The organism is Agromyces sp. Y782 (assembly GCF_059445405.1).
In genome coordinates this window covers 705,804-726,714 of sequence record NZ_JCAIUG010000001.1, presented here as the reverse complement: position 1 = coordinate 726,714, position 20,911 = coordinate 705,804, and the positions used below count along the sequence as shown (strand labels likewise).

At 69.8% G+C, this 20,911-nt stretch carries 20 protein-coding genes; 13 read left to right on the top strand and 7 right to left on the bottom strand.

The annotated features are described in order from the left end of the window. Positions 1–230 precede the first annotated feature (230 nt). On the top strand, positions 231–2,789 hold the full coding sequence (locus AC1C2S_RS03270) for a LamG-like jellyroll fold domain-containing protein (RefSeq protein WP_495351103.1): 2,559 nt from the start codon (positions 231–233) through the stop codon (positions 2,787–2,789). Between the two features lie 72 nt (positions 2,790–2,861). Here the strand turns inward: AC1C2S_RS03270 and AC1C2S_RS03265 are convergent, their stop codons facing one another. The 3 genes from AC1C2S_RS03265 to AC1C2S_RS03255 all read right to left on the bottom strand — a co-directional run bounded on the left by AC1C2S_RS03265 (position 2,862) and on the right by AC1C2S_RS03255 (position 6,686). Continuing rightward, positions 2,862–3,629: an EI24 domain-containing protein gene (locus AC1C2S_RS03265; RefSeq protein ID WP_495351102.1), complete on the bottom strand. Its 768-nt coding sequence runs from the start codon at positions 3,627–3,629 to the stop codon at positions 2,862–2,864. Positions 3,630–3,696: 67 nt separating this feature from the next. Further along, positions 3,697–4,809: a substrate-binding domain-containing protein gene (locus AC1C2S_RS03260; protein WP_495351101.1), complete on the bottom strand. Its 1,113-nt coding sequence runs from the start codon at positions 4,807–4,809 to the stop codon at positions 3,697–3,699. Then, positions 4,806–6,686, bottom strand: coding sequence for a hypothetical protein (locus tag AC1C2S_RS03255; RefSeq protein ID WP_495351100.1), 1,881 nt, complete (start codon positions 6,684–6,686; stop codon positions 4,806–4,808). Before AC1C2S_RS03255 ends, AC1C2S_RS03260 begins: the two co-directional genes overlap by 4 nt. A gap of 149 nt (positions 6,687–6,835) precedes the next feature. On the opposite strand from AC1C2S_RS03255, the gene AC1C2S_RS03250 reads away from it, so the two are divergent. The 8 genes from AC1C2S_RS03250 (at position 6,836) to AC1C2S_RS03215 (ending at position 14,746) form a co-directional block, all read left to right on the top strand. After that, entirely contained in the window at positions 6,836–7,855 is a 1,020-nt protein-coding gene (locus tag AC1C2S_RS03250) for a hydroxyacid dehydrogenase (RefSeq protein WP_495351099.1), read from the top strand. Further along, entirely contained in the window at positions 7,852–9,819 is a 1,968-nt protein-coding gene (locus AC1C2S_RS03245) for a DUF2264 domain-containing protein (RefSeq protein WP_495351098.1), read from the top strand. The genes AC1C2S_RS03250 and AC1C2S_RS03245 overlap by 4 nt, the downstream gene beginning before the upstream one ends. 61 nt (positions 9,820–9,880) lie before the next feature. Further along, a complete protein-coding gene (locus AC1C2S_RS03240; RefSeq protein ID WP_495351097.1) occupies positions 9,881–11,149 on the top strand; it encodes an ABC transporter substrate-binding protein in 1,269 nt (422 codons plus the stop codon). 83 nt (positions 11,150–11,232) lie between these two features. Next, positions 11,233–12,153 (top strand): carbohydrate ABC transporter permease, encoded by a 921-nt coding sequence (locus AC1C2S_RS03235; protein ID WP_495351096.1) that lies wholly within the window; start codon positions 11,233–11,235, stop codon positions 12,151–12,153. Further along, on the top strand, positions 12,153–13,091 hold the full coding sequence (locus AC1C2S_RS03230; protein WP_495351095.1) for a carbohydrate ABC transporter permease: 939 nt from the start codon (positions 12,153–12,155) through the stop codon (positions 13,089–13,091). Before AC1C2S_RS03235 ends, AC1C2S_RS03230 begins: the two co-directional genes overlap by 1 nt. Next, on the top strand, positions 13,088–13,777 hold the full coding sequence (locus tag AC1C2S_RS03225; RefSeq protein ID WP_495351094.1) for a YesL family protein: 690 nt from the start codon (positions 13,088–13,090) through the stop codon (positions 13,775–13,777). The genes AC1C2S_RS03230 and AC1C2S_RS03225 overlap by 4 nt, the downstream gene beginning before the upstream one ends. 68 nt (positions 13,778–13,845) lie before the next feature. Continuing rightward, complete coding sequence (locus tag AC1C2S_RS03220; protein WP_495351093.1) at positions 13,846–14,451, top strand: class I SAM-dependent methyltransferase; 606 nt, start codon at positions 13,846–13,848, stop codon at positions 14,449–14,451. 94 nt (positions 14,452–14,545) lie between these two features. Continuing rightward, positions 14,546–14,746: a hypothetical protein gene (locus AC1C2S_RS03215; RefSeq protein WP_495351092.1), complete on the top strand. Its 201-nt coding sequence runs from the start codon at positions 14,546–14,548 to the stop codon at positions 14,744–14,746. A gap of 599 nt (positions 14,747–15,345) precedes the next feature. Here AC1C2S_RS03215 and AC1C2S_RS03210 read toward each other — a convergent pair. Beyond that, positions 15,346–16,302, bottom strand: coding sequence for a transposase (locus tag AC1C2S_RS03210; protein WP_495351091.1), 957 nt, complete (start codon positions 16,300–16,302; stop codon positions 15,346–15,348). An 83-nt stretch (positions 16,303–16,385) separates the two neighbouring features. Here AC1C2S_RS03210 and AC1C2S_RS03205 point away from each other — a divergent pair, with 83 nt between their 5' ends. Beyond that, complete coding sequence (locus tag AC1C2S_RS03205; RefSeq protein WP_495351090.1) at positions 16,386–17,093, top strand: NAD-dependent deacylase; 708 nt, start codon at positions 16,386–16,388, stop codon at positions 17,091–17,093. A gap of 32 nt (positions 17,094–17,125) precedes the next feature. Here AC1C2S_RS03205 and AC1C2S_RS03200 read toward each other — a convergent pair whose 3' ends face one another. After that, a complete protein-coding gene (locus AC1C2S_RS03200; protein WP_495351089.1) occupies positions 17,126–17,599 on the bottom strand; it encodes an NUDIX hydrolase in 474 nt (157 codons plus the stop codon). A 65-nt stretch (positions 17,600–17,664) separates the two neighbouring features. On the opposite strand from AC1C2S_RS03200, the gene AC1C2S_RS03195 reads away from it, so the two are divergent. The 3 genes from AC1C2S_RS03195 (at position 17,665) to AC1C2S_RS03185 (ending at position 19,525) form a co-directional block, all read left to right on the top strand. Continuing rightward, positions 17,665–18,303, top strand: a complete 639-nt coding sequence (locus tag AC1C2S_RS03195; RefSeq protein ID WP_495351088.1) for an NAD(P)H-binding protein — start codon at positions 17,665–17,667, stop codon at positions 18,301–18,303. 388 nt (positions 18,304–18,691) lie between these two features. Beyond that, positions 18,692–18,925: a hypothetical protein gene (locus tag AC1C2S_RS03190; RefSeq protein ID WP_495351087.1), complete on the top strand. Its 234-nt coding sequence runs from the start codon at positions 18,692–18,694 to the stop codon at positions 18,923–18,925. Positions 18,926–19,000: 75 nt separating this feature from the next. Continuing rightward, complete coding sequence (locus AC1C2S_RS03185) at positions 19,001–19,525, top strand: helix-turn-helix domain-containing protein (RefSeq protein WP_495351086.1); 525 nt, start codon at positions 19,001–19,003, stop codon at positions 19,523–19,525. On the opposite strand, the gene AC1C2S_RS03180 is transcribed toward AC1C2S_RS03185, so the two are convergent. After that, positions 19,507–20,133: a ClpP family protease gene (locus AC1C2S_RS03180; RefSeq protein WP_495351085.1), complete on the bottom strand. Its 627-nt coding sequence runs from the start codon at positions 20,131–20,133 to the stop codon at positions 19,507–19,509. The two genes, AC1C2S_RS03185 and AC1C2S_RS03180, sit on opposite strands and share 19 nt — an antisense overlap. Continuing rightward, positions 20,130–20,771 (bottom strand): ClpP family protease, encoded by a 642-nt coding sequence (locus tag AC1C2S_RS03175; RefSeq protein WP_495351084.1) that lies wholly within the window; start codon positions 20,769–20,771, stop codon positions 20,130–20,132. The genes AC1C2S_RS03180 and AC1C2S_RS03175 overlap by 4 nt, the downstream gene beginning before the upstream one ends. Positions 20,772–20,911: the final 140 nt, after the last annotated feature.

Below are 20,911 nucleotides of genomic sequence, written 5' to 3'. Positions count from 1 at the left end.
GAGCCTCGAACGAGTGAGCGGATGCCTCGGAGCCGATCCGGCTCCGGGGCATCCGCTCGCTGCATGCACCGCATTGCGCCGAAGTCGGCGACCCGCGGGGGCACCCTCGCTTCGCACCGCGTTCAGCCGCGGGTCGCACGGGGTGGGGGAGCCGTTCACCCGTCGACGCCACGGTGGGGACGCCGCTGCCGATCTCCCGGCGGCGGCGTCCGTCCGCTGATTGGATCAGAGTGAGCCTCGCACCACCCGAACCGGCGTCCGCCGCGACGCACAACTGGCAACGCCCTCGTCGATTCGCCGCCGCCGTGGCCGCAGTCACCATGCTCGCCGCCCTCGTCGCCGTGCCTGCGTTCTCCGCGGCGGCGGAAGATGAGACCGACCTCGCCGCCCGTTTCACGCTCGCCGTGCTGCCCGACACCCAGTTCTACTCCCGGTACTCGGCCGACCAGTTCGTGCCGCGTTACGGCTCCGATCCGTTCGCGACGCAGACCGAATGGCTCGCCGAGCACCGCGATGAGCTCAACATCCCGTTCGTCGCCCACCTCGGGGATGTCGTGGACCGTGTCGGAACCGAAGCCGAATGGCAAGCTGCCGACCATGCCATCGCCGCGCTCGACGACGACGCACTGCCGTACTCGATCCTCGCCGGCAATCACGATGTGCTCAACTCCGCCGACGACTGGTTCGACACGGACTACGACCTCGCGAACGAGCCGTTCCTGCGATGGTTCGGCCCGACGCGAGCAGCGGATGTCGCCACCTACGGCGGCAGCGACCCGACCGGCTTCAACCAGTTCCACGTGTTCGAGGCCGCAGGGCAGCAGTTCCTGGTGCTCGCGCTGAGCTGGCGCGCGTCGGACGCGACGCTGGCCTGGGCGCAGCAGGTGCTCGACGAGCATCCGACGCTGCCGGCGATCCTCACCACTCACTCCCTGCTGAACGTCGAGCCCGACACCGTCACCCCGAAGGAGGACGCCAACGGCGCGCGCCTGTGGGAGCGACTCATCCGCGGGAACGACCAGATCTTCCTCACGTTCAACGGCCACTTCCACGGAGCCGCCCAGCTCACCCGCCTGAACGACGCCGGCCACTCCGTCACGAACGTGCTGATGGACTACCAGATGGCCTACGAGGGCGGCAACGGCTACCTCGGGTTGCTGGAGTTCGACCTCAGCAACAACCGCATTTCGGTGCAGACCGCGTCGCCGTGGGTCGTGGAGAAGCCGAACGATGAGCTCACGAGTTACGACCAGCCGTTCCTCGAGGGGCCGAACCAGCAGTTCACCCTCGACCTCGATTTCGCAGCACGCTTCGCGGGGTTCGCACCGGAGTTCGGCCCCGGTGCGGCCGACCAGCCGTCGCTCACGCAGCGGGCCCGCGACATCCTGCTCGACGGATTCGAAGGCCCGGACCCGACCGAGCTCGAGCAGCCCGGTTCCCGCGACGACTTCGTGCCCGTCGACGGCACGCTCGCCCACTGGCGGTTCGGAGACACGCCCGGTGTCGTGCAGGAGGGCCAGGTCTTCGAGGACATCGCCGGTGACGCCGACCTTCACCGGGTCGCGATCGCCGAGTCCGGCTCACCGACCGCGACGGTCGAGGACGTCACGGTCTCGACCGATGCGAACCCGTTCTCGTCGGACGGCGGGGCGGTCTGCTTCGCGGACTCCGACAAGACCACTGGCCGGTTCAGTTACCTGCAGACGGCAGCGGATGCCGCGGTCAACGACGCGCACCTCGAGAACGGGTACACCGTCGAGACGTTCCTGAAGATCGATGGATCGTGGACGGCCGACCAGAACGGCTGGATGAAGGCCATCACGCGTTCCGGCAACCGGTCGACGATCCCCGGCATGCCCTGGTCGCGCTGGGACTACACGGCGTCGCCGGCCGCGCTCGGACTCTCGAACCTGAAGGAGTTCCAGTGGACCGAGGTGCCGGCCGAGACGACCAAGGGCGATCGCACCTCATGGTCGGGCGAGATCATCCTCGACCGGTGGGTGCATGTCGCCCTCGTGAACGACCCCGAGACCTCGCGCACGACGATGTACGTCGACGGGGCTCCCGTGTTGCGGAACACCACCGACACGCTGGGTCAGAGCCTCAACGGCGACATGCCGTGGGTCTTCGGCGCCGACTGGGTCGACGACCACGCCCTGAACGGATGGGCGGGGTGCATCGGCGAGACCCGAGTGATCGACCACCCCACGACACCGGAGCAGTGGCTCACCGCGCGTCCCGACCTGGGGTCGTTCTCGACGACCGCACCGAGCGGCGAACTGCCCGCCGGTACCGTCGTCGACGAACTCAGCGGCACCGGAACGCCGAACGCGACCATCACGTTGACGGGCGATCTGTCCGGTGCGGCGGTCGTGGCGGCGGATGGCACGTGGTCGGTTCCGCTCGGCGAGATCGAGGTATCCGGGCGAGGGGCGTCCGGCTCGGGGCCCGCCGGCACCGCCGTCGGTCCATTCCGTGCTGCGCTCGAATCCGGAAGCTACGTGTTCGAAGTCAGGCAGGGGTTCGGCGCGAGGGTTTCCGAACCGGTGCGCGGCTCGTTCTCGATCGCGTTCGATTCAGGTGACGGGGGCAACGAGGGTGGAGGCAACGGCGGAGGCAACGGCAACGGAGGCTCGGGCAACGCCGGCGGCGAGGCCGGAAGCGACTCGGCCGACCTGGCGAGCACCGGCTTCGAGGGCACCATCCTCGGAGGCATCGCGGTGATCCTCATTGCCGCGGGAGCGGTGTTCGTGATGCTGCGCCGTCGACGCGCTCGAATCGAGAGCTGACACGAGCAGCCTCGACCTTGAATGAATGGAGGTCCCGGAGCCGTATCGGCTCCGGGACCTCCCGTTCATGGGTCAGCGGGGAGGCGCGACTGCATCCGGTGGCCGCGGCATGGTCGCGTCGAGCGCGGCCCGGGCGAGCATCGTCGAGCCCGCCACTGCAGCCGGCATCGTTGCCACGGCGCCGAGCGGCACCATGAAGCACAGCTGTGTGGCGACGCCGAAGCCGAGCAGTTGGGCACGGTGCTCACGCAACAGCGTCTTGCGTGCCGCCGGCGTGATGCTCCGGGCCTCGAAGGCTCGCGCGGTGAGTTCGCGGGCGAGCAGCCACCCTGACAGTCCGACGCCGAGCACCGGCGCGGCGATCGCCCCGACCAGGGGCACGAGCCCGATGAGTCCGACGACGAGTGCTGAGACGGCACCGAGGGCGATGAGCACTGCGGCATCCGCGGCTGCGCGCCAGAATCCGGCGCCGCGATCGGGCACCTCCCCGCCGAGCTCGAGTTCGACGGCTCGCCAGATGCGCTCGTAGAACGGGTCGCCGACCGCGAGTGTGATGGCCGTGAAGGTGACGGCGGCGAGCAGCACCGCGCCCGCGAACGTGACCGCGGCGATGGCGATGCGCAGCGAGGCAGCCCAGAACTCCTGCCATGCATCGGCGAACGGCGTCGCCCAGTCGACGATGGCCGGCAGCTGGATGCCGAGCGCGACGAGTGCGGCGACGACGACTGCGAAGACGATCGCCGCGGGGATCAGCCCGAGCAGCATGACGCCGGGTCGCCGCCGCCAGAATCCGAACCCGCGCATGAGCAGGCCGGCACCCGAGAGGAATCGCCTGAGCATCGGACCAGCTTACGGCGCGCATCTATCTCGGCCGATGGCGTGGGCAGCTCGTGGTCGTCACGCTCGCTCAGTCCGAGGAGCCGCCCTCCGCCGCTTGCGACGACGCCCGCACGATGAGTTCGGGCAGGGCCTGCACGCGTTGCACCGGCCGGCGCGGGCCCTCGGCGAGCCGGTTGACGAGTGTCTCGACCGCGAGCCGGCCGATGTGCGCCTTCGGCGGACGCAGCGCCGTGATCGGCGGCTCGCCGTTCTCGGCGATCTCGTCGTCGTACGCGACGATCGCCAGGTCTTCGGGGATCCGCAGCCCCCGATCGAGCACGTGATGTTCGAGGTGGATCGCCTGCGGATCGGAGTGCACGAACAGGGCGGTCGTGCCGGTGGCGATACATCGGTCGACGAGTTCGCTCAGGTTCCGGTCGCGGAGCTCGCTCTCCGGGTCCTCGAGCGGGTGTTCGAGTAACGATGAGGAGTCGAGGCCCAGTTCCGAGAGCCCTCGCGACCATCCGCGCCGCAAGTGCTCCGACGTCGGCGAGTCCTTGGCGACCGCGATGCCGATGCGGCGGTGCCCTTGTTGGTACAGGTGGTGTGCGGCGAGGATGGCGCCGAACTCGTGGTCGGTCGTCACCCACTCGAGTCGGCGCAGCGCGAGCGCCGTCGGCGCCCGGCGTTCGACGAGCACGACCGGCATGTCGAGTTCTTCGAGCCAGGTCAGAATGGCGGCGCCGTCATGCCCGGCGGTCTCGGGCGCCACGAGGAGCCCGTGCACTGAGCCCGAATCGACGAGTGCCGAGATCTGACGACGCTGGTCTGCCGGATCGTACGAGGCGCCGCGCAGCACCAGTTGCGATTGCGCGGCGGTGGCGGCGGCCCGGGCGCCCGTCACGATCTGCGGCCAGTAGTAGCCGAGCGACGGCACGACCATGCCGATGCGGTAGCGCGAGTGATTTCCGCCATTGGCCCGGGCGACCGTGCGGTCGAGCGGGCTGCGCAGCGTCGCCCCGCCGTGCACGCGAGTGACGAGCCCTCGCTCGGCGAGGGCGGTGATGTCGCGCCGGATCGTGATCTCGGTGACGGTGAGCGACTCGGCGAGATGCTTGACGGTGACCGACCCGTGCTGCCGCAACTCGTCGAGGATGTGCTCGCGTCGCTCGATCGCGAACAGCGGATGGGGATCGCTCATCGGGTCACCTCATCTGCGGCTCGGAATCGAGTGATCATCGACCGGGCGCCGCCCGCGGGAGTGAGGCGCAGTCGAGTGATGCGTTCGCCCCACGAGCGAGCGACCACGCGGTCGTCGATCTCGCGCACGTCGAGTTCGACGGCAGCGGCGTCGTGCTCGATGAGCAGGTCCCTGGTGCCCGGCTGCGGTCGGTGCACCCTGATGAGCCCGTCGGCGGTGATGGTCGTCTCGCCCCAGAGCACCAGGGTCGTGCGCGTGTCGGGGTCGTCGTCGAGGTTCCACGCGTCTCGGACTTCGGCGGTCGAAGCCTGCCGGTCGAGGTGGATGGATCGGCTCCAGGTTTCGCCGTCCGCGAGCGGCCACGCATCGTCGAGCGCGAGCGACCACTCGGCGACGGTGCCGTCGTCCCCGCCCGTGATCGGCCCGCTGCGCCAGTGCGCTCCGGCGGATTGCAATGCGCCGCGCGGCTCGGGCACCGAGTGCCAGTCGCTGCGCATCGGCCACAGCGAGTATCGCTCGGGGCCGAACGTGCGGCGGTCGTACTCGGGGCGCCCGACATCGATGACGGCCGGCACGCCGTCGAGTGACACGGTCACGCTGCCGAGGTCGTTGTGGTTGTGGCTCTCGTCGTTGTGCCCGCCTTTCAGCGAGATCGTCAGGCCAGCGCCGGCGTGTTCCCTCGCGAGCGCGAGCGAGAGCGAGTCGAGCACGACGGATGCCGGCAGCGGCGCGTTCGACGCAGGTGCCGGTGCCGTCGCCCATTCCGTGTCGGCGAGCGTCGCGAGGATCCGGCCGAGGCCGTTGTTCGGCGAGGTCGCCGGAGGGGCGCCGCGGTCGAAGCCGCTCGCATGGGCGACCACCTCGGGCAGACCGAGGCGCCGGCCCCAGGCATGGGGGATCCGCCAGGTGCTCGCCTCAGCCGGGCGGGGCGTGGCATCGGCGAAGGCGAACACCCAACCCCGACCGAGCTGCATGCGCAGCGGGAAGCGCAGGAGTTCGGGCAGCCCGGGCAGCGCGGCGGCCGAGTCGAAGGTGCCGCCCGACGCGCGCTCGAGCACCTCGAGGGCGTCGAGCACGCGTGCTGCGCCGTTCCACCAGTAGGCGACCCCTTCGTCGATGCCGCCGTCGGCAGGCAGGGCCGCGAGGTAGCGGTCGATGCCGTCGACCGCGAGGTCGACGATCTCGCGCCCACGGGCGAGATCGTCACCCGCCGCCGCCGCCGCCGCCGCGACGATGACGTTGCCATGGATCCACGGATTCCAGTTGTCGAGGTTGCCGTCGAGTCCGAGCCACCGCCAGTCGCGACGCTCGGTGAACGGCGCGAGCACTCGGCGTTCGAGCTCGGCGCGAAGCCGAGCCAGAAGGCCGGGAGCGCGTTCCTCGAGGCGGTCTCCCAGTGCGAAACGAGTCCAGGCGAGGAGACCGGCGACCTCACCGGCGCCGAGATCGAGATACGGATGGCTCGGATCGGGCGCGACGCCGCCGGTGCGGTCGAAGACGTCGTCGTGTGCCGGCCAGCACCACGTCGACTGCTCGAAGAGCAACTGGAGTCCATCGGCCGCCTCATCGAGGTGGTGCACCGAACCGGTGGCGTGGGCGGCGACCGCGGCGGTGGCGACGCGGTCGGTGAGGGCGAACACCGTGCCTTCGTACGTCGCGCGATCGCCCTCGCGCGGGTACCTCGCGTAGTCGGAGAGCAGCGGCTGCGGCCACGGCGCACCGATCGCGGCATCCGCTCGCTCGACGAATGCGGCGACCGCTCCCGCAGCCGGGTCGATCGAGGCGACCGGTGAGAGCAGATCAGGGTGCCACTTGGCGCGTGCCCACGCGCGGTTGAGGTCGTCGCGATCGGCGAGGGTCGTTCTCTGACGCGGCACGCGACCTCCAGTAGACGTTCTGACAAGTAGACGTTCTTCGATCGAGAGTGTTCGTTTGTGTTCGAACACTTTGACTGCGATCGCAATGGAGTATTCACTATGTTTCAGCCCGGCCGCAACCACGGGCACGGAACTCACCGAGGAGACGAATGACCAGCGAGCCACGACCAGCTGCGTTGATCGCGATGTCGCCCGAGGTGTTCTTCCAGCAGTTCGACGAGACACGGATGCAGCGCATCGATGCACTCGTCGATCTCATGATTCCCGGCCCGGTGGCGGACCTCGACGATCCGGCCCTCGCCGCTCGGCTCGCGGGCGTCGAAGTGCTCATCACCTCGTGGGGTGCCCCTCAACTGACGTCGGAACGGCTCGATCGCATGCCCGCGCTTCGCGCGGTCTTCCATGCAGCAGGCACGGTACGCAGCCTCACGACCGACGCATTCTGGCGACGCGGCATCACGGTCACGAGCGCCGCCGAAGCGAACTCGATCCCCGTCGCCGAGTTCACGTTCGCGTCGATCGTGCTCGCCGACAAGCGAGCACAGTTCCTCTCGCGCAAGCCGCTCGCCCATCGCGAAGCCTGGAAGACGCGCTTCGTCACCGACGACTATTCGAACCTCGGCCGCACGATCGGGGTCGTCGGGTTCAGCCGCATCGGCCGCCGCGTGGTCGCCCTGCTCCACCAACTCGAAGACGTCGTGGTGCTCGTCGCCGACCCGCACGCCGACGCCACGGCCGTCGCCGCAGCCGGTGCTCGCCTCGTCGACCTCGAAGAGATGCTCGGGCAGGTCGATGTGCTGAGCCTGCACGCCCCCGAGCTGCCCGAGACCCGGCACATGATCGGCGGCGCTCAGCTCGCGCTGCTCCGCGACGGGGCAACCGTCGTCAACACGGCGCGGGGGAGCCTCATCGACACCGAGGCGCTCACGGCGGAATGCGCCGCCGGCCGGCTCGACGCGGTGCTCGACGTCACCGACCCGGAGCCGCTGCCGCTCGACTCGCCGCTCTACCGCTTGGCCAACGTGTCGATCACGCCGCACATCGCCGGATCCGTCGGCACCGAGACTCGCCGCATGTCCGACTCGGCGCTCGACGAGCTCTCCCGTTGGACCAAGGGGCTCCCGCTCGAGAGCGAAGTGGTGCTCGCCGACCTCGGGGTGAGCGCATGAGCGTGCACGCAAACGCAAACGCAAACGCAACCGCAGACCCGCTGGCGCCCCTCACCGGGTGGAGCCGTCGCGACTGGCTCGAACTCGCCGACCGCATGCTCGACGCGGCGCGGCAGGTGGCCTCGCCGCGACACGCGAAGCTGTCCTTCCCGGGTACTCCGGGCGGCTACGGCACGGATGTCGACGCGCTCGAGGGGTTCACTCGCACGTTCATGCTCGCCGCCTTCCGCATCGCCGGGGCGCCTGAAGCGACCGGCGACCTCGCCGCCTGGTACGGAGAGGGACTCGACGCCGGCACCGACCCGTCGTCGCCGGAGCGGTGGCCGCGGCCCGACGAGGTCGACCAGGCCAAGGTCGAGGCGGCTGCCCTCGCGATCGGCCTGCACCTGACCCGCGAGGTGCTGTGGTCGAACCTCGCGCCTCGCGTGCAAGGACAGATCGTCGACTACCTCTCGACCTTCATCGGCGGCAGCTACCCGCCCAACAACTGGGCCTGGTTCCGTATCGTCGTCGAGCAATTCCTCGGCAGCGTCGGTGCGCCGTACTCCCGTGCCGACATCGAGGAGGACCTCGAACTGCTCGACGGCTTCTTCCGCGAAGACGGGTGGATCGCCGACGGCGCCGGTCGCTCGTTCGACCACTACACGGGGTGGGCGCTGCATCTCTATCCCGTGATCTGGGAGACGATGCTCGCCGCCGATGACCCGTTCCGCGATCGCCTGCCTCGGTACCGGGCGTCGCTCGACCGGTACCTCGTCGATGCGGTCGCGCTCGTCGGCGCCGACGGCGGCCCGCTCATCCAGGGTCGCAGCCTCACCTACCGCTTCGCCGCAGCCGCACCGTTCTGGGCCGGCGCCATGGCCGGATCCACGGCGGTCGAACCGGGTCTGCTGCGCCGTGCGGCCAGCGGCATCGTGTCGCATTTCGTCGAACGCGGTGCGCCCGACGAGCACGGGCGACTCTCGCTCGGCTGGCACGGCGCGTGGCGCCCGATCGCCCAGCACTACTCGGGCACCGGCTCGCCGTACTGGGCGTCGAAGGGCATGCTCGGCATCGCCCTGCCCGAGACGCACCCCGTCTGGACCGCTGTCGAACAGCCGTTGCCCGTCGAGCAGGGCGACTTCGTGCGCCGCCTCACCGCGCCGGGCTGGCTCGTCGCCGCCACCGGGGCCGACGGCATCATCAGGGTCACGAACCACGGCACCGACCACGGCACGGCAGGCGAGCTCGGCATCGACGCGCCGTTGTACGCGAGGTTCGGCTACTCGACCGCGACTGCGCCTCTGCTCGCCGGCGGCGCCGCCGTCGAACGTCCAGACCAATCGGTCGGCGTCCTCGTCGACGGCGTCGCGAGCGACCGGTCGGGGTTCACGACCGACGCGCTCGAGACGATCGAGTGCGATGACGGCGGGGCCGCCGGGTGGGCCGTCTCGACGGCTCGCGCCCACTGGGTGAGCGAGGCTCCCGACCGCCCGGACCACGGCACGCCCTGGCCCGGCGGAGTCGTGCGGCACGGCCCGAGCATCACGACGGCTTCGCTCGTGCGCGGCGCCTGGGAGGTGCGCTTCGTGCGCCTCCGCTTCGACGAGCGCACCGAGGTGCGCGGCGACGAGCTTCGAGTGAGCGGATGGCCCGTGTCGGGCGATGAGCCGGTCGTCGACGTGTCGACGGGCAGCGCGACCGGCCGTGCGAACGATCTCGTCACCGACATCCGCTCGATCGCGGGCTTCACCGCATCGGGTGTGCAGCTCGACGACGACGCCACCTTCCTCGGGCGACGCACTGCCACGCCCTGGCTCACCGCGCCGCTCCGCGACGACGGGGGCTGGCACATCGCCGCGATCGGACTCGCGGCAGGCACGGTCGCGCCGGCGCCCGCCGTCACCGCATCGAGCGACACCGACGTGCTCGTCGTCTGGAGTGACGGCGTACGAGCTCGGGTCACCCTCCCCACCACGGGCTGACCACCTGCAAACCGACGCTTCCGGCGTCGACTACCATCGCCAAGTCAAAGGAGATCACGCAATGAAGCGCACCATCACGGCAGCGGTCGCAACAGCGGCCCTCGCGGCCCTCACCCTCGCCGGATGCTCCGGCCAGCCGTCGGCACCGGCCGAAGAAGAGGGCCCCGTGACGCTCAGCGTCGCCGTCTGGAACTACGACCAGACCCCCGAGTTCAAAGCCCTCTTCGACGCGTTCGAGGCCGAGAACCCCGACATCACGATCGAGCCCGTCGACATCCTCGCCGAGGACTACCCCGAGAAGGTCACCACCATGCTCGCCGGCGGCGACACGACCGACGTGCTCACGATGAAGACCGTCACCGACTACCTCCGCTACGCCGAGCGTGGCCAGCTGCTCGACGTCACCGACAACGTGGAGGCGATGGAGACCGACAAGATCGCCGGGCTCGACCCGTACGACGTCGACGGCGCCTACTATGCGGCGCCCTACCGGCAGGACTTCTGGCTGCTCTACTACAACAAGGGCCTCTTCGACGCGGCCGGGCTCGACTACCCCGACCACATCACGTGGGACGAGTACGCCGAGCTCTCCGAGCAGCTCACCGACGACGCGGCGAGCCCGAAGGTGTTCGGCAGCTACCAGCACATCTGGCGATCCACGGCGCAGGCCATCGCGGCGGCGCAGACCGGTGGCGACCTCGTCAGCGGCGACTACGGGTTCATGAAAGACCAGTACGAGCTCTTCCTCGATCTGCAGCAGCAGGGCTTCTCGCTCGACTACGCCACCGCGAAGTCGCAGCAGATGAGCTATCGCACCATGTTCGAGACCGGCCAGACCGCGATGATGCATATGGGCACCTGGTACATCGCCGGCATCAAGGCCGCGATCGACGCAGGCACCTCGACGATCGATTGGGGCGTCGCCCCCATGCCGCAGATCGACTCGGGCGACGAGACCGTCACGTTCGGCGCACCAACGGCGTTCGCCGTGAACGCGAAGTCGAAGCACCCCGCGGCCGCGACGAAGTTCCTCGAGTTCGCCGCCGGTGAAAAGGCTGCAATCGCGATCGCCGAGATCGGTGTGGTTCCCGCCTTCGGCTCCGACGCCGTCACCGAGGCGTTCACGGCACTGCCCACCGATGAACTCTCGGTCACGACCTTCAACGAACCGAAGGATGTCGTGCTCGAGATGCCGGTCAGCGAGTTCACCGCCGACGTCAACACGATCCTCGACGAGGAGCACGACCTCGTCATGGTCGGCGAATCGTCGGTGGATGACGGCATCACCACCATGGAGGACCGCGTGAAGAGCGAGGTCCTCGGCGAGTAACGCCGCCGGGCCCGTTCCCGCGGGAACGGGCTCGCCCGCCCTCGTCGTGGGCTGCAGCATCCGCCTCGTCTGGAAGGACCATCATGGCTGTCACCGCCCCCGCACCGCAGCGGGTCGCGACGCGCGAGCGAGCGAAGCGAAAGCGTCGCGACATCGCCGTCGGCTGGAGCTTCATCCTGCCGAACTTCCTCGGCTTCGCTGTGCTGACCCTCGTGCCGATGGCCGGGGCGTTCGTGCTGGCGTTCATGGAGTGGGACTCGTTCACCCCGCCCGAGTGGGTCGGCCTCGACAATTTCGAGCGAATGGTGGGCGACCAGTCGTTCTGGATCGCCCTCGGCAACACCGCGTACTACGCCCTCGGGCACATCCCGCTCACCATGGCCGCGTCACTGGGTCTCGCCCTGCTGCTGAATCGCAAACTCCGGGGGCTCGGCTTCTTCCGCACGGCCATGTTCTTCCCCTACGTCACCTCGCTCGTGGCGGTCGCCGTCGTCTGGAACATGCTCTTCAACCCGACCGCGGGCCCGATCAACCAGGTGCTCGAATTCCTCGGCGTCACCGACCCGCCCGGCTGGACGACGAGTTCGGCGTGGGCGATGCCGGCGGTCATCATCACGAGCGTCTGGCGCGACATGGGGTACTACATGGTGCTCTACCTGACCGGGCTGCAGGCGATCCCGACCGAGTACTACGAAGCCGCCGAGGTCGACGGCGCGAACGCCTGGCAGCGCTTCTGGAACGTCACGATCCCGTCGCTTCGGCCCACGACGTTCTTCGTGCTCGTGATGATCACGATCTCGAGCTTCAAGGTCTTCGACCTGATCGTCGTCATGACCGACGGCGGGCCGGGGCGGGCCACCACCGTGCTGTCGCAGCTCATCTACCGCGAGGGCATCGTGCAGAACCGGTTCGGCTACTCCTCGGCGATCGCGCTCGTGCTGTTCGTGATCGTGCTCGCCTTCACCGCCGCCCAATTCACGTTGCAGAAGCGGAAGGAGCGATGATGACCGACACCCGGATCGACGAGGAGAGCAGGCTCGGCCCCTTCGAGACCACTGCGACGGCGGCGTTCACCGCACCCCAACCGGCCGTCGGCCGTCGGCGGCCGCAACGCGGCGGCGCGACGCCGACCGCACGCAAGGTACTGCTCTACGTGCTGCTCGTCATCGTCGTGGGGCTCGTCTTCGTGCCCTTCTTCTGGATGATCTCCTCGTCGCTGAAGCACGACAACCAGGTGTTCCAGATCCCGACGCAGTGGATCCCGACCGAGTTCGTGTGGTCGAACTACGTCGACATCTGGAGCAGGATCCCGCTTGCGAACTACTTGAAGAACTCGTTGTTCCTCGCGATCGTGATCACGTTCCTGCAGCTCGTCACCGGCAGCTTCGCCGCGTACGGGTTCGCGAAGCTCAAGTTCCCGGGTCGCGACGTGCTCTTCGTCGCCTACATCGCGACGATCGCGGTGCCGTGGCAGGCGTACATGATTCCGCAGTACATCATGATGCAGCAGGCCGGCCTCGTGAACACCCACCTCTCGATCATCCTGCTGCAGGCATTCGGGGCGTTCGGCGTGTTCCTGATGCGGCAGTACTACCTGACCATTCCCGACGAACTGTGCGAGGCGGCCCGCATCGACGGCATGAGCGAGTACGGCATCTGGGCCCGCATCATCCTGCCGCTGTCGAAGCCCGCCCTCGCGAGCCTCGGCCTGCTCACCTTCGTCGGCGTGTGGAACGACTACATGGGCCCCTTCATCTACCTCACGAGCAACGACCTCTGGACGGTGCAGCTCGGGCTCCGCTCCTTCGTCGGCCAGTTCGACGCCCAGTACGCGATGATCATGACCGGTTCGGTGATCTCGGTCGTGCCGATCGTGATCGTGTTCCTGCTCGGGCAGAAGCACTTCATCCAGGGCATCGCGACGAGCGGGCTGAAGGGATGACCGGCGGGCCGCTGCGGCGACGGTTCTCGCCGTCGGCGTCGGCGTTCGAGACGGCCTTCGAGACCGTGTACCTGGCGCTCGGCGTGGGGCTCAGCGCGGTGGCGGCGGGCTTTCTTCCCCTCGTCGCCGCGTTCGTCTCCGTGGCGCGCCCGCTCGAGGCCTGGCCGTTCCTCCTCGTGTGCGCGCTGCCGATCGGGCCTGCGTTCGCGGCGGCGTTCACGGTGTTCGGCGCCGCGAAGACGGCGAGCGATGTCGCGCCGTTCCGCGACTTCTTCCGTGCCTGGCGCGCGCTCGTGCTGCCCGCCCTCGCGGTGTGGGCGGGCTTCCTCGCCCTCGCCGGCGTGCTCGTCGTCGACATCGGCGTGATCTGGGGTTCGCCGTTCGCCGCGCTCATCGGTCCGGTCACCGTGGTGGTCGCCGCGCTCGCCGTGGTCGGCACACTGCATGCGCTCGTGCTGATCGCCGGGCCGCAACGGGTGGGCGCTCTCGCCGCCGCGAGGGCCGGACTCGTCGTGGCCGTGCGGCGGCCCGTGCTGAGCGTGCTCTCGCTCGTCGTCGTCGCGGTCTGGGCGATGGTCGTGCTCGCCCAGCCCGCCCTCGGGCTCGCGCTGAGTGGATTCGCCTTGCTCGTCGTACAGGCGAACTCGGCGGCTGCCGTCGCAGTGGTCGCGTCGACCGGCGAGTGAGACCACGCCGGCGAGTGAGACTACGCCGGTGAGTTGACGCGGGCCCGCCGACGTGCTCGCATGGCGGCATGGAACAACGACGCCCGGCCGCGGCATCCGGCCTCATCGACGACGACGAACTCGACGACCTCGAGCGCGAGTTCGTCGGTCGCGTGCGTGGCCGGGTGCTCGAGATCGGCGCGGGGGAGGGCGAGAACTTCGGTGCGATGCATCCCGACGTCGACTGGGTCGGCCTCGAACCGGATGCCGCGCGGCGGGCCGAGCTCGCCACGCGAGCCCGCGAGTGGGGTCACCACGCCGCGCCGCTCGACGCGCGGGCGGAGACCATTCCGTTGCCCGACCACTCGGTCGACGCCGTCGTCGCCACCTACGTGCTGTGCTCGGTCGACGACCCCGCGGTCGCGCTCGCCGAGGTGCGGCGCGTGCTTGCGCCCGGCGGCAGGGTGGTGTTCATCGATCACGTGGCTGCGCCTCAGCGCACCGCCAAGCGCGCCTTGCAGCGCGTCGCGACGCCGTTCACGGCGAGGTTCTGCCACGGATGCCACTGGGACCGCGACACCGGGCGGGCGCTTGCCGATGCGGGGTTCGTGGGCGACGACGTGCGCCCGCTCCGAGTGCGTTCGATGCCGTTCGGCCCCGTGCCGACGCTGCTCTTCGACGGGCATGCGCCCTGACGGCGTCGCCGTTCGAGTCGTGCCGGGTCGGGCTCGCGCCGGGTCGGGTCGCGCTCGCCGCGAGGCATCCGTCGCCCTCGACTACCCTTGAACCATGAGCCGCACCGTTTGGACCGTCATCGGCGTGATCGTCGCCGTCGTCATCGCCTGGTTCCTCGTCGACGTGCTGTTCAGCCTGCTCTGGTTCATCGGCAAGCTCGTGATCGTCGCCATTGTCGCCGTGATCGTGTACTTCGTGCTGCGAAGCGTGTTCGCGCGCCGCGGTTCCGGTGGACAGGACTCGATCGAGCGCTGAGCGCCATTCGTCCACAACCCGGGAACCGAGGGTCGGCTGCCGGACATTCCTGAGTGCGCGCACCCGCGCACGAAGGGAATCGAATGCCTGCGAACTCCATCGACCCCGCGGCGGTTTCGCTGCCGCCCACCGAGGCCGTCGACATCACGCCGTACCTCGCCGATCTGCTCGATCAGTCCAGCGACTGACATGGCGACGGCGCGGAGCCGGAGCATCCGCGCCGTTCGCGTCGGGACCACCCGTCTCGCACCGGACCGGCGATATCCGCGGTCCTGTGCGACTCGAGTGGTCCCGTGCGGGGTCACGCCGTGCGGGGTCACGCCGTGCGCGCCACTGCCTCGGCGTGCTCGGTCGCCCACGTGAGGGCGTACTCGGCGATCTCCGGCCAACCGTCTCGGCTCACGAGGCGGTGCGTGCGGCCCGGGAACTCGCGGTAGTCGATGACGGCTCGACCCGGTGCTCGCCGTGGGGGTTCGACCTCGCCGAGGTGTCAGCGCCCGTGCTGCTCGTGCAGGGCGAGGGGGATCGACTGATCCCGCCGGCGCACGCGTCGTGGATGCACGCGCACGTCCCGAACTCCGAGTTGTGGTTGCGGCCCGTCACTCGAGCGCGGCCTGCGCCTCATCGGCTGCGGCGCGAGCCTCGCTCGCCGACCGGGCCGCGCGGTCGTGCTCCCGGCTGAGCGGGCGGAGTTCGCGCTCGGCATCGCCGAGTTCGGTCTCGACCTCGCGCAGCCGTTTCTCGAGGTCGTCGCGCTGCTCGGCGCGATCGTCGATCAGTCGGCTGAGCGCCGCGATGCGCTGCTCGAGCTCGTCGAGCGAGCGTTCGGCCTCCGCTGCTCGCGCATCGGCCTCCTCCGCTGCACGTTCGGCCCGCTCGCGCGCGTCGCGCTCTCGCGCATCGCGTCGTGCCGATTCCGCGCGCTCCTGCTCTGCCGATCGGGTTCGCGTCGCCGCCCTCGAACCGGTGCCTCCGTCGGCGCGTCCACCGGCGCCTCCGCTGTCCGCTCCGCTCTCGCTGCCGCCGGGCACGCCCAACGCGGCATCCGCATCGCCGCCGGCAACCGCCCCATCGAGATCGACCTCGCGGCCGACGGCCTCGAGGCCGCGAACGAGGCGTCCGGTGCGCACGGCAGCGGCGGCAGCGGCATCCGACATCGCCGCCTGCATCGTCTGGGCGACTTCATCGAGCACCGGGCTGCGCACCGGGTTGCCGAGCGACTCGGCGAGCTCGCCGGCGTCGCGAGCGAGTGCTGAGACGAGCTGGCGCCGCTGCCGGGCGAATTGCGCGAGCGTGCCGGCGTCGAGGTCGTCGCCGGCGTCGCGGAGTTCGGCACCGAGATCGATGATCGAGTCGACCTGGTCTGCGCGCTGCCGTACGAGCTGATTCACGAGCCATGCCGCAGGCGAAGGGCGACGCAGCTCGCGAATGCCGGCCGCCAATTCGCGATCGTCGGCGGCGACCGACTTCGCCAGCTCGTTGCGCGCCGCGGTGAACGCATCGGGCAGCTGCGCGTACAGCTCCTCGGCGATGTCGGTCAGCGATTGCCCGGGCACGCCCTCATCCTCGCCGATCGCGGGTCGGGGAGGAAGAACCGGCGCGGCGCGCGCGGCGCACGCGGGTGCGATGTACTGGGTGCATGCGAATCGTGGTGCTCACCGGAGCCGGCATCTCCGCCGAGAGCGGGGTGGCGACCTTCCGCGACGCCGGCGGGCTGTGGGAGAACCATCGCGTCGAGGATGTCGCGACTCCCGAGGCGTTCGAACGTGACCCCGACACCGTGCAGCGGTTCTACGATGCGCGACGACACGCGGTCGCGACGGTCGCACCGAACCCCGCCCATGACGCGCTCGTACGGCTCGAACAGCGCCTCGACGACCGACCCGACGACGAGCTCTTGATCGTCACGCAGAACATCGACGACCTGCACGAGCGTGCAGGGTCACGCGGTGTCGTGCACATGCACGGCGAGCTCGGCTCGACGCTCTGCGCCGCCTGCGGCGGCCGGGCGCCCGTCGCGGCCGACCTCATCGAATGGCCGCAGTGCCGGGCCTGCGGCGAGCGGATGCTGCGCCCCGATGTCGTCTGGTTCGGCGAGATGCCCTACGAGCTCGACCGCATCGAGCGCGCGCTCGTCGCGTGCGACGTCTTCGCCGCGATCGGCACCTCGGGCGCCGTGTATCCGGCTGCCGGGTTCGTCTCGACGGCCGCCGAGTACGGCGCGCGCACCGTCGAGATGAACCTCGCACCGAGCGAGATCACGATGCTCTTCGACGAGGTGCGGCACGGCCCCGCGAGCCACGTGGTGCCCGAGTGGGTCGACGGGATCATCGACGCGATGGCCTGAACACCGTGAGCGTGATCGCCGTGATGCCGCGCTCACTCGTGCTGCGCGTCGAGGTGCGCCCGGAGCGCGTCGAGCGCGGGGCGCTGGCCTGCGACGAGCAGTTCGCGCGCCTCGGCGACGGGCACCCATCGCGCGTCGTCGACCTCGGGGAACTCGCGCAGCCGGCCCGACCGTGGCGGCCATTCGAGCTCGAAGGTGTTCGAAGCCACCTCGGCGATCTCGAAGCCCTGCGCCCGGCCGGCGAACACGCGTACGCGCTTGCCCGATGAATACCGGAAGTCGCCGAGATCGATGACGTCGACCTCGGGCGCTCGCCTGCCGATCTCCTCGGCGAACTCGCGCTGCGCCGCCGCGAGCGGCGCTTCATCGTCGGCGTACTCGCCTTTCGGAATCGACCAGGCGCCGGCCTGCTTCCGTGCCCAGAACGGCCCTCCCATATGCGCGATGAACACCTCGAGCCCGGGTGACTCGCGGAACAGCAGCAGACCCGCGCTCGTCACCGGCATCGCTCGCCGCCCGAGTCGTCGCGTGTCGGGGGTAGCGTGGACTGCACGACGTGAAGGAGCAGCACATGGCACGCATCATCATCATCGGGGGCCACGGCAAGGTCGCTCTGAAACTCGAACGGCTGCTCGCCGAGCGTGGCGACCACGTCGACGCGATCATCCGCAACGCCGATCACGCCGCCGACGTCGAGGCGACCGGAGCGAATCCGGTGGTCGCCGACATCGAGCAGCTCGACACCGATTCGCTCGCAGAACTGCTGCACGGACACGACGCCGTGGTCTGGTCGGCCGGTGCCGGCGGCGGCAGTCCCGAACGCACGTACGCCGTCGATCGCGACGCCGCGATCCGGTCGATGACCGCGGCCGAACGCGCGGGCGTTGGGCGTTACGTGATGGTGTCGTACTTCGAATCGCCCGACCACACGGTGCCCGAGGACAACTCGTTCCACGCCTACGCCGAGGCGAAGGCGGCGGCCGACGAACACCTCGCGACCACGACACTCGACTGGACGATTCTCGGCCCCAGCCGGTTGACCGACGGCGACGGCACGGGACGCATCGACACCGAGGCATCCGAGAGTCGTACCGTCGACCGAGCGGATGTCGCCGCGGTCGCAGCCGAAGTGCTGCACCGCGCGCAGACGGCGCGCCGCACGATCCGGTTCAACGGCGGCGGCACGCCGATCGCCGACGCCCTCGGCTGAGCGAGCGCTGCCGCGCACGGCCTCGCGCCGGGTCAGTGCTCGCGTGGCCGGCGGATGAGCGACCAGAGTGCCGCGAGGAGCAGCACCCCGCCGACCGTCATGAACGTTCCGAGAATCGACCACAGCACTGCATCAATCGTCATCGTGCACCTCCACGTCAGTGGGTTCATTCTGCCCGCGGGCGGGCTCGAGCGCCAGCATCGCAGCGCGTCGCGTTCAGCCGAGCATGATCGAGTTGCGGGCGTTCGGGCTCACCCGCACGGTGAAGAGCGCCCGCGGCTGCCAGCGGCGTAGCTCAGTTCGATGAACGAATTCGGCGCCACGTCAAGCTCTTGACGGATGCCGCGGACCCCGCTCACGCTGGATGCATCCCTACCGCGGAGGCATCATGACCGATCCACGAGATACGACACGACGACACGAAGCTCGGGGCATCGTCGACACCAGTGCCAACGACCTCGACGCCGAGCAGCGCAACGCGGCCGACGACACGGAGACGGCCGAATCAGACGCCGCCCGGAACGGAGCATCGCAGGGTGACGACCCGAACGACCTCGATGCCGACAACGCCGTCGAGGCCGACACGATCGAGACGGTCGATCCCGCCAACCCGCCGGCGTGACCGAGCAGGGTCGATGCGTTCTGCTCTGAGCGGATCGGCCTGACGGCGAGCGGATGCCGCGGCTAACCTCGGGCCATGGGCAAGGTCGTCGAGTTCACACGGGCCACTGACCGACGCGCCACGGAGCCGAGCGCGGCGAAGCCGAATGCACCGAAGCCACTGTGGCGACACGCGCTCGGCGAGGTGCTGCGCGGCGAACGACTCGGCCAGGAGCGGATCCTGACGGAGGTCGCAGCGACCGCCGGTGTCTCGCCGCAGTACCTCTCCGAGATCGAGCGCGGACGCAAGGAGGCTTCGTCAGAGGTGCTCGGCTCGGTCGCCGAGTCGCTCGGACTCGAGCTCGTCGACGTCGTGCACCGTGTCGGCTCGTTGCTCGCCGAGCGGCAGGAAGCCGAGCGACGCGAAGCCGAGCGGCGTGAGCTGCTGCGAGTGGAGGCGTCGTTCGCCTTCCGGGCCGACGTGGTCGACGCAGTCGACCACGTCGACACGATCCACGTGGTCGATCCGGTCGGCGCGGCTGCGGAGCATCCGCTGGCCGTCGTCATGCCCGGCGGGCTGTACGCGCCCGCCGAGCCCGGCGCCTACCTGCTCGCCGCGTAACCCCGCGACGCCGCCACCTCGACCTGCGTCGTCAGCACGTGGTCGGCGAGCCCGTACTCGACCGCTGCGCTCGCCGGCAGGATGAGGTCGCGGTCGGTGTCGTGCCGGAGCGTCGCCGCGTCGCGACCGGTGTCGGCGGCGAGTGCCGCCTCGAGCTCGGCCCGCACGCGCACCACCTCGTCGGCGTGCAGGATGAGGTCGGGGATCGTGCCGCGCCCCTGCGTCGACGGTTGGTGCAGGATGACCCGCCCGTGCGGCAGGATCGCCCGCTGCCCCTTCGCTCCACCGGCGAGCAGCACCGCGGCCGGCCCGCCCGCCTGGCCGACGCACGTCGTCGCGACATCCGGCCGGATGTGCCGCATCGTGTCGTACACCGCGAGCGCAGCGCCGGGCGAGCCGCCGGGGGAGTTCAGGTACAGGCTGATGGGCGTCTCGCTCGACTCCGAGGCGAGATGCAGGAACTGTGCGATGAGCACGTTCGCCACGCCATCGTCGATCTCGGTGCCGAGGTAGACGATGCGGTCCGAGAGCAAGCGGCTGTAGACGTCGAGCGAACGCTCGCTGTTGCCGCGCTTCTCGACGACGTAGGGGATCGTGTAGCTGCTCATGCCGGCACTCGCAATCCGGTCTGCGCCTGCAGTCCGACCTGGGGATCGCGTCCCTGTGGGAACATCTCGCCGAAGCCGTCGGCGATGCGGTCGATGAAGCCGTAGTCGACGGCCTCGGTGGCGGTGTACCAGCGGTCGCGCAAGGAGTCCTCGGCGATGCGCTCGATCGGCTGGCCGGTGTTCTCGGCTGTGATGCCGAGCACCGTGTCTCGGGTGTAGCGCAGGTCGTCGGCCTGCAGCTCGACGTCGACGGCGGTGCCGCCGATGCCGGCCGAGCCCTGGTGCATCAGGATGCGTGCGTGCGGCAGTGCGAACCGCTTGCCCTTCGTGCCGGCGCTCAGGAGGAACTGCCCCGCGCTCGCCGCGATGCCGACGGCGATCGTCGATACGTCGTTCGGGATCGACCGCATGAGGTCGGCGATCGCGAGCATGGCGGAGACCGAGCCGCCGGGCGAATTGATCCAGAAGCGGATGTCGCGGCGCTGGTCATCGGCCGCGAGCGTGACGAGCTGCGCGCAGAGCCGGTTGCCGACCTGCTGGTCGAGGCTGTCGCCGAGCACGATGATGCGCTCGTGGAAGAGGCGCTTCGTGAGTTCGGCGTCGATCGGCTGGATCGGTGGGGAGTCGTTATCGCTCATGCATCCAGCGTGCGTGCGGGCCGTCACCGGTGGGGCGGATGCCGCTCACAGCAGTGCTGCCGTGAGCGGAGCTGCCCTGAGCAGAGCCGCTCAGGGCAGCGCTGCCCGGGTGCCGCTGCACCGGACTGCGTTGGTGCTGC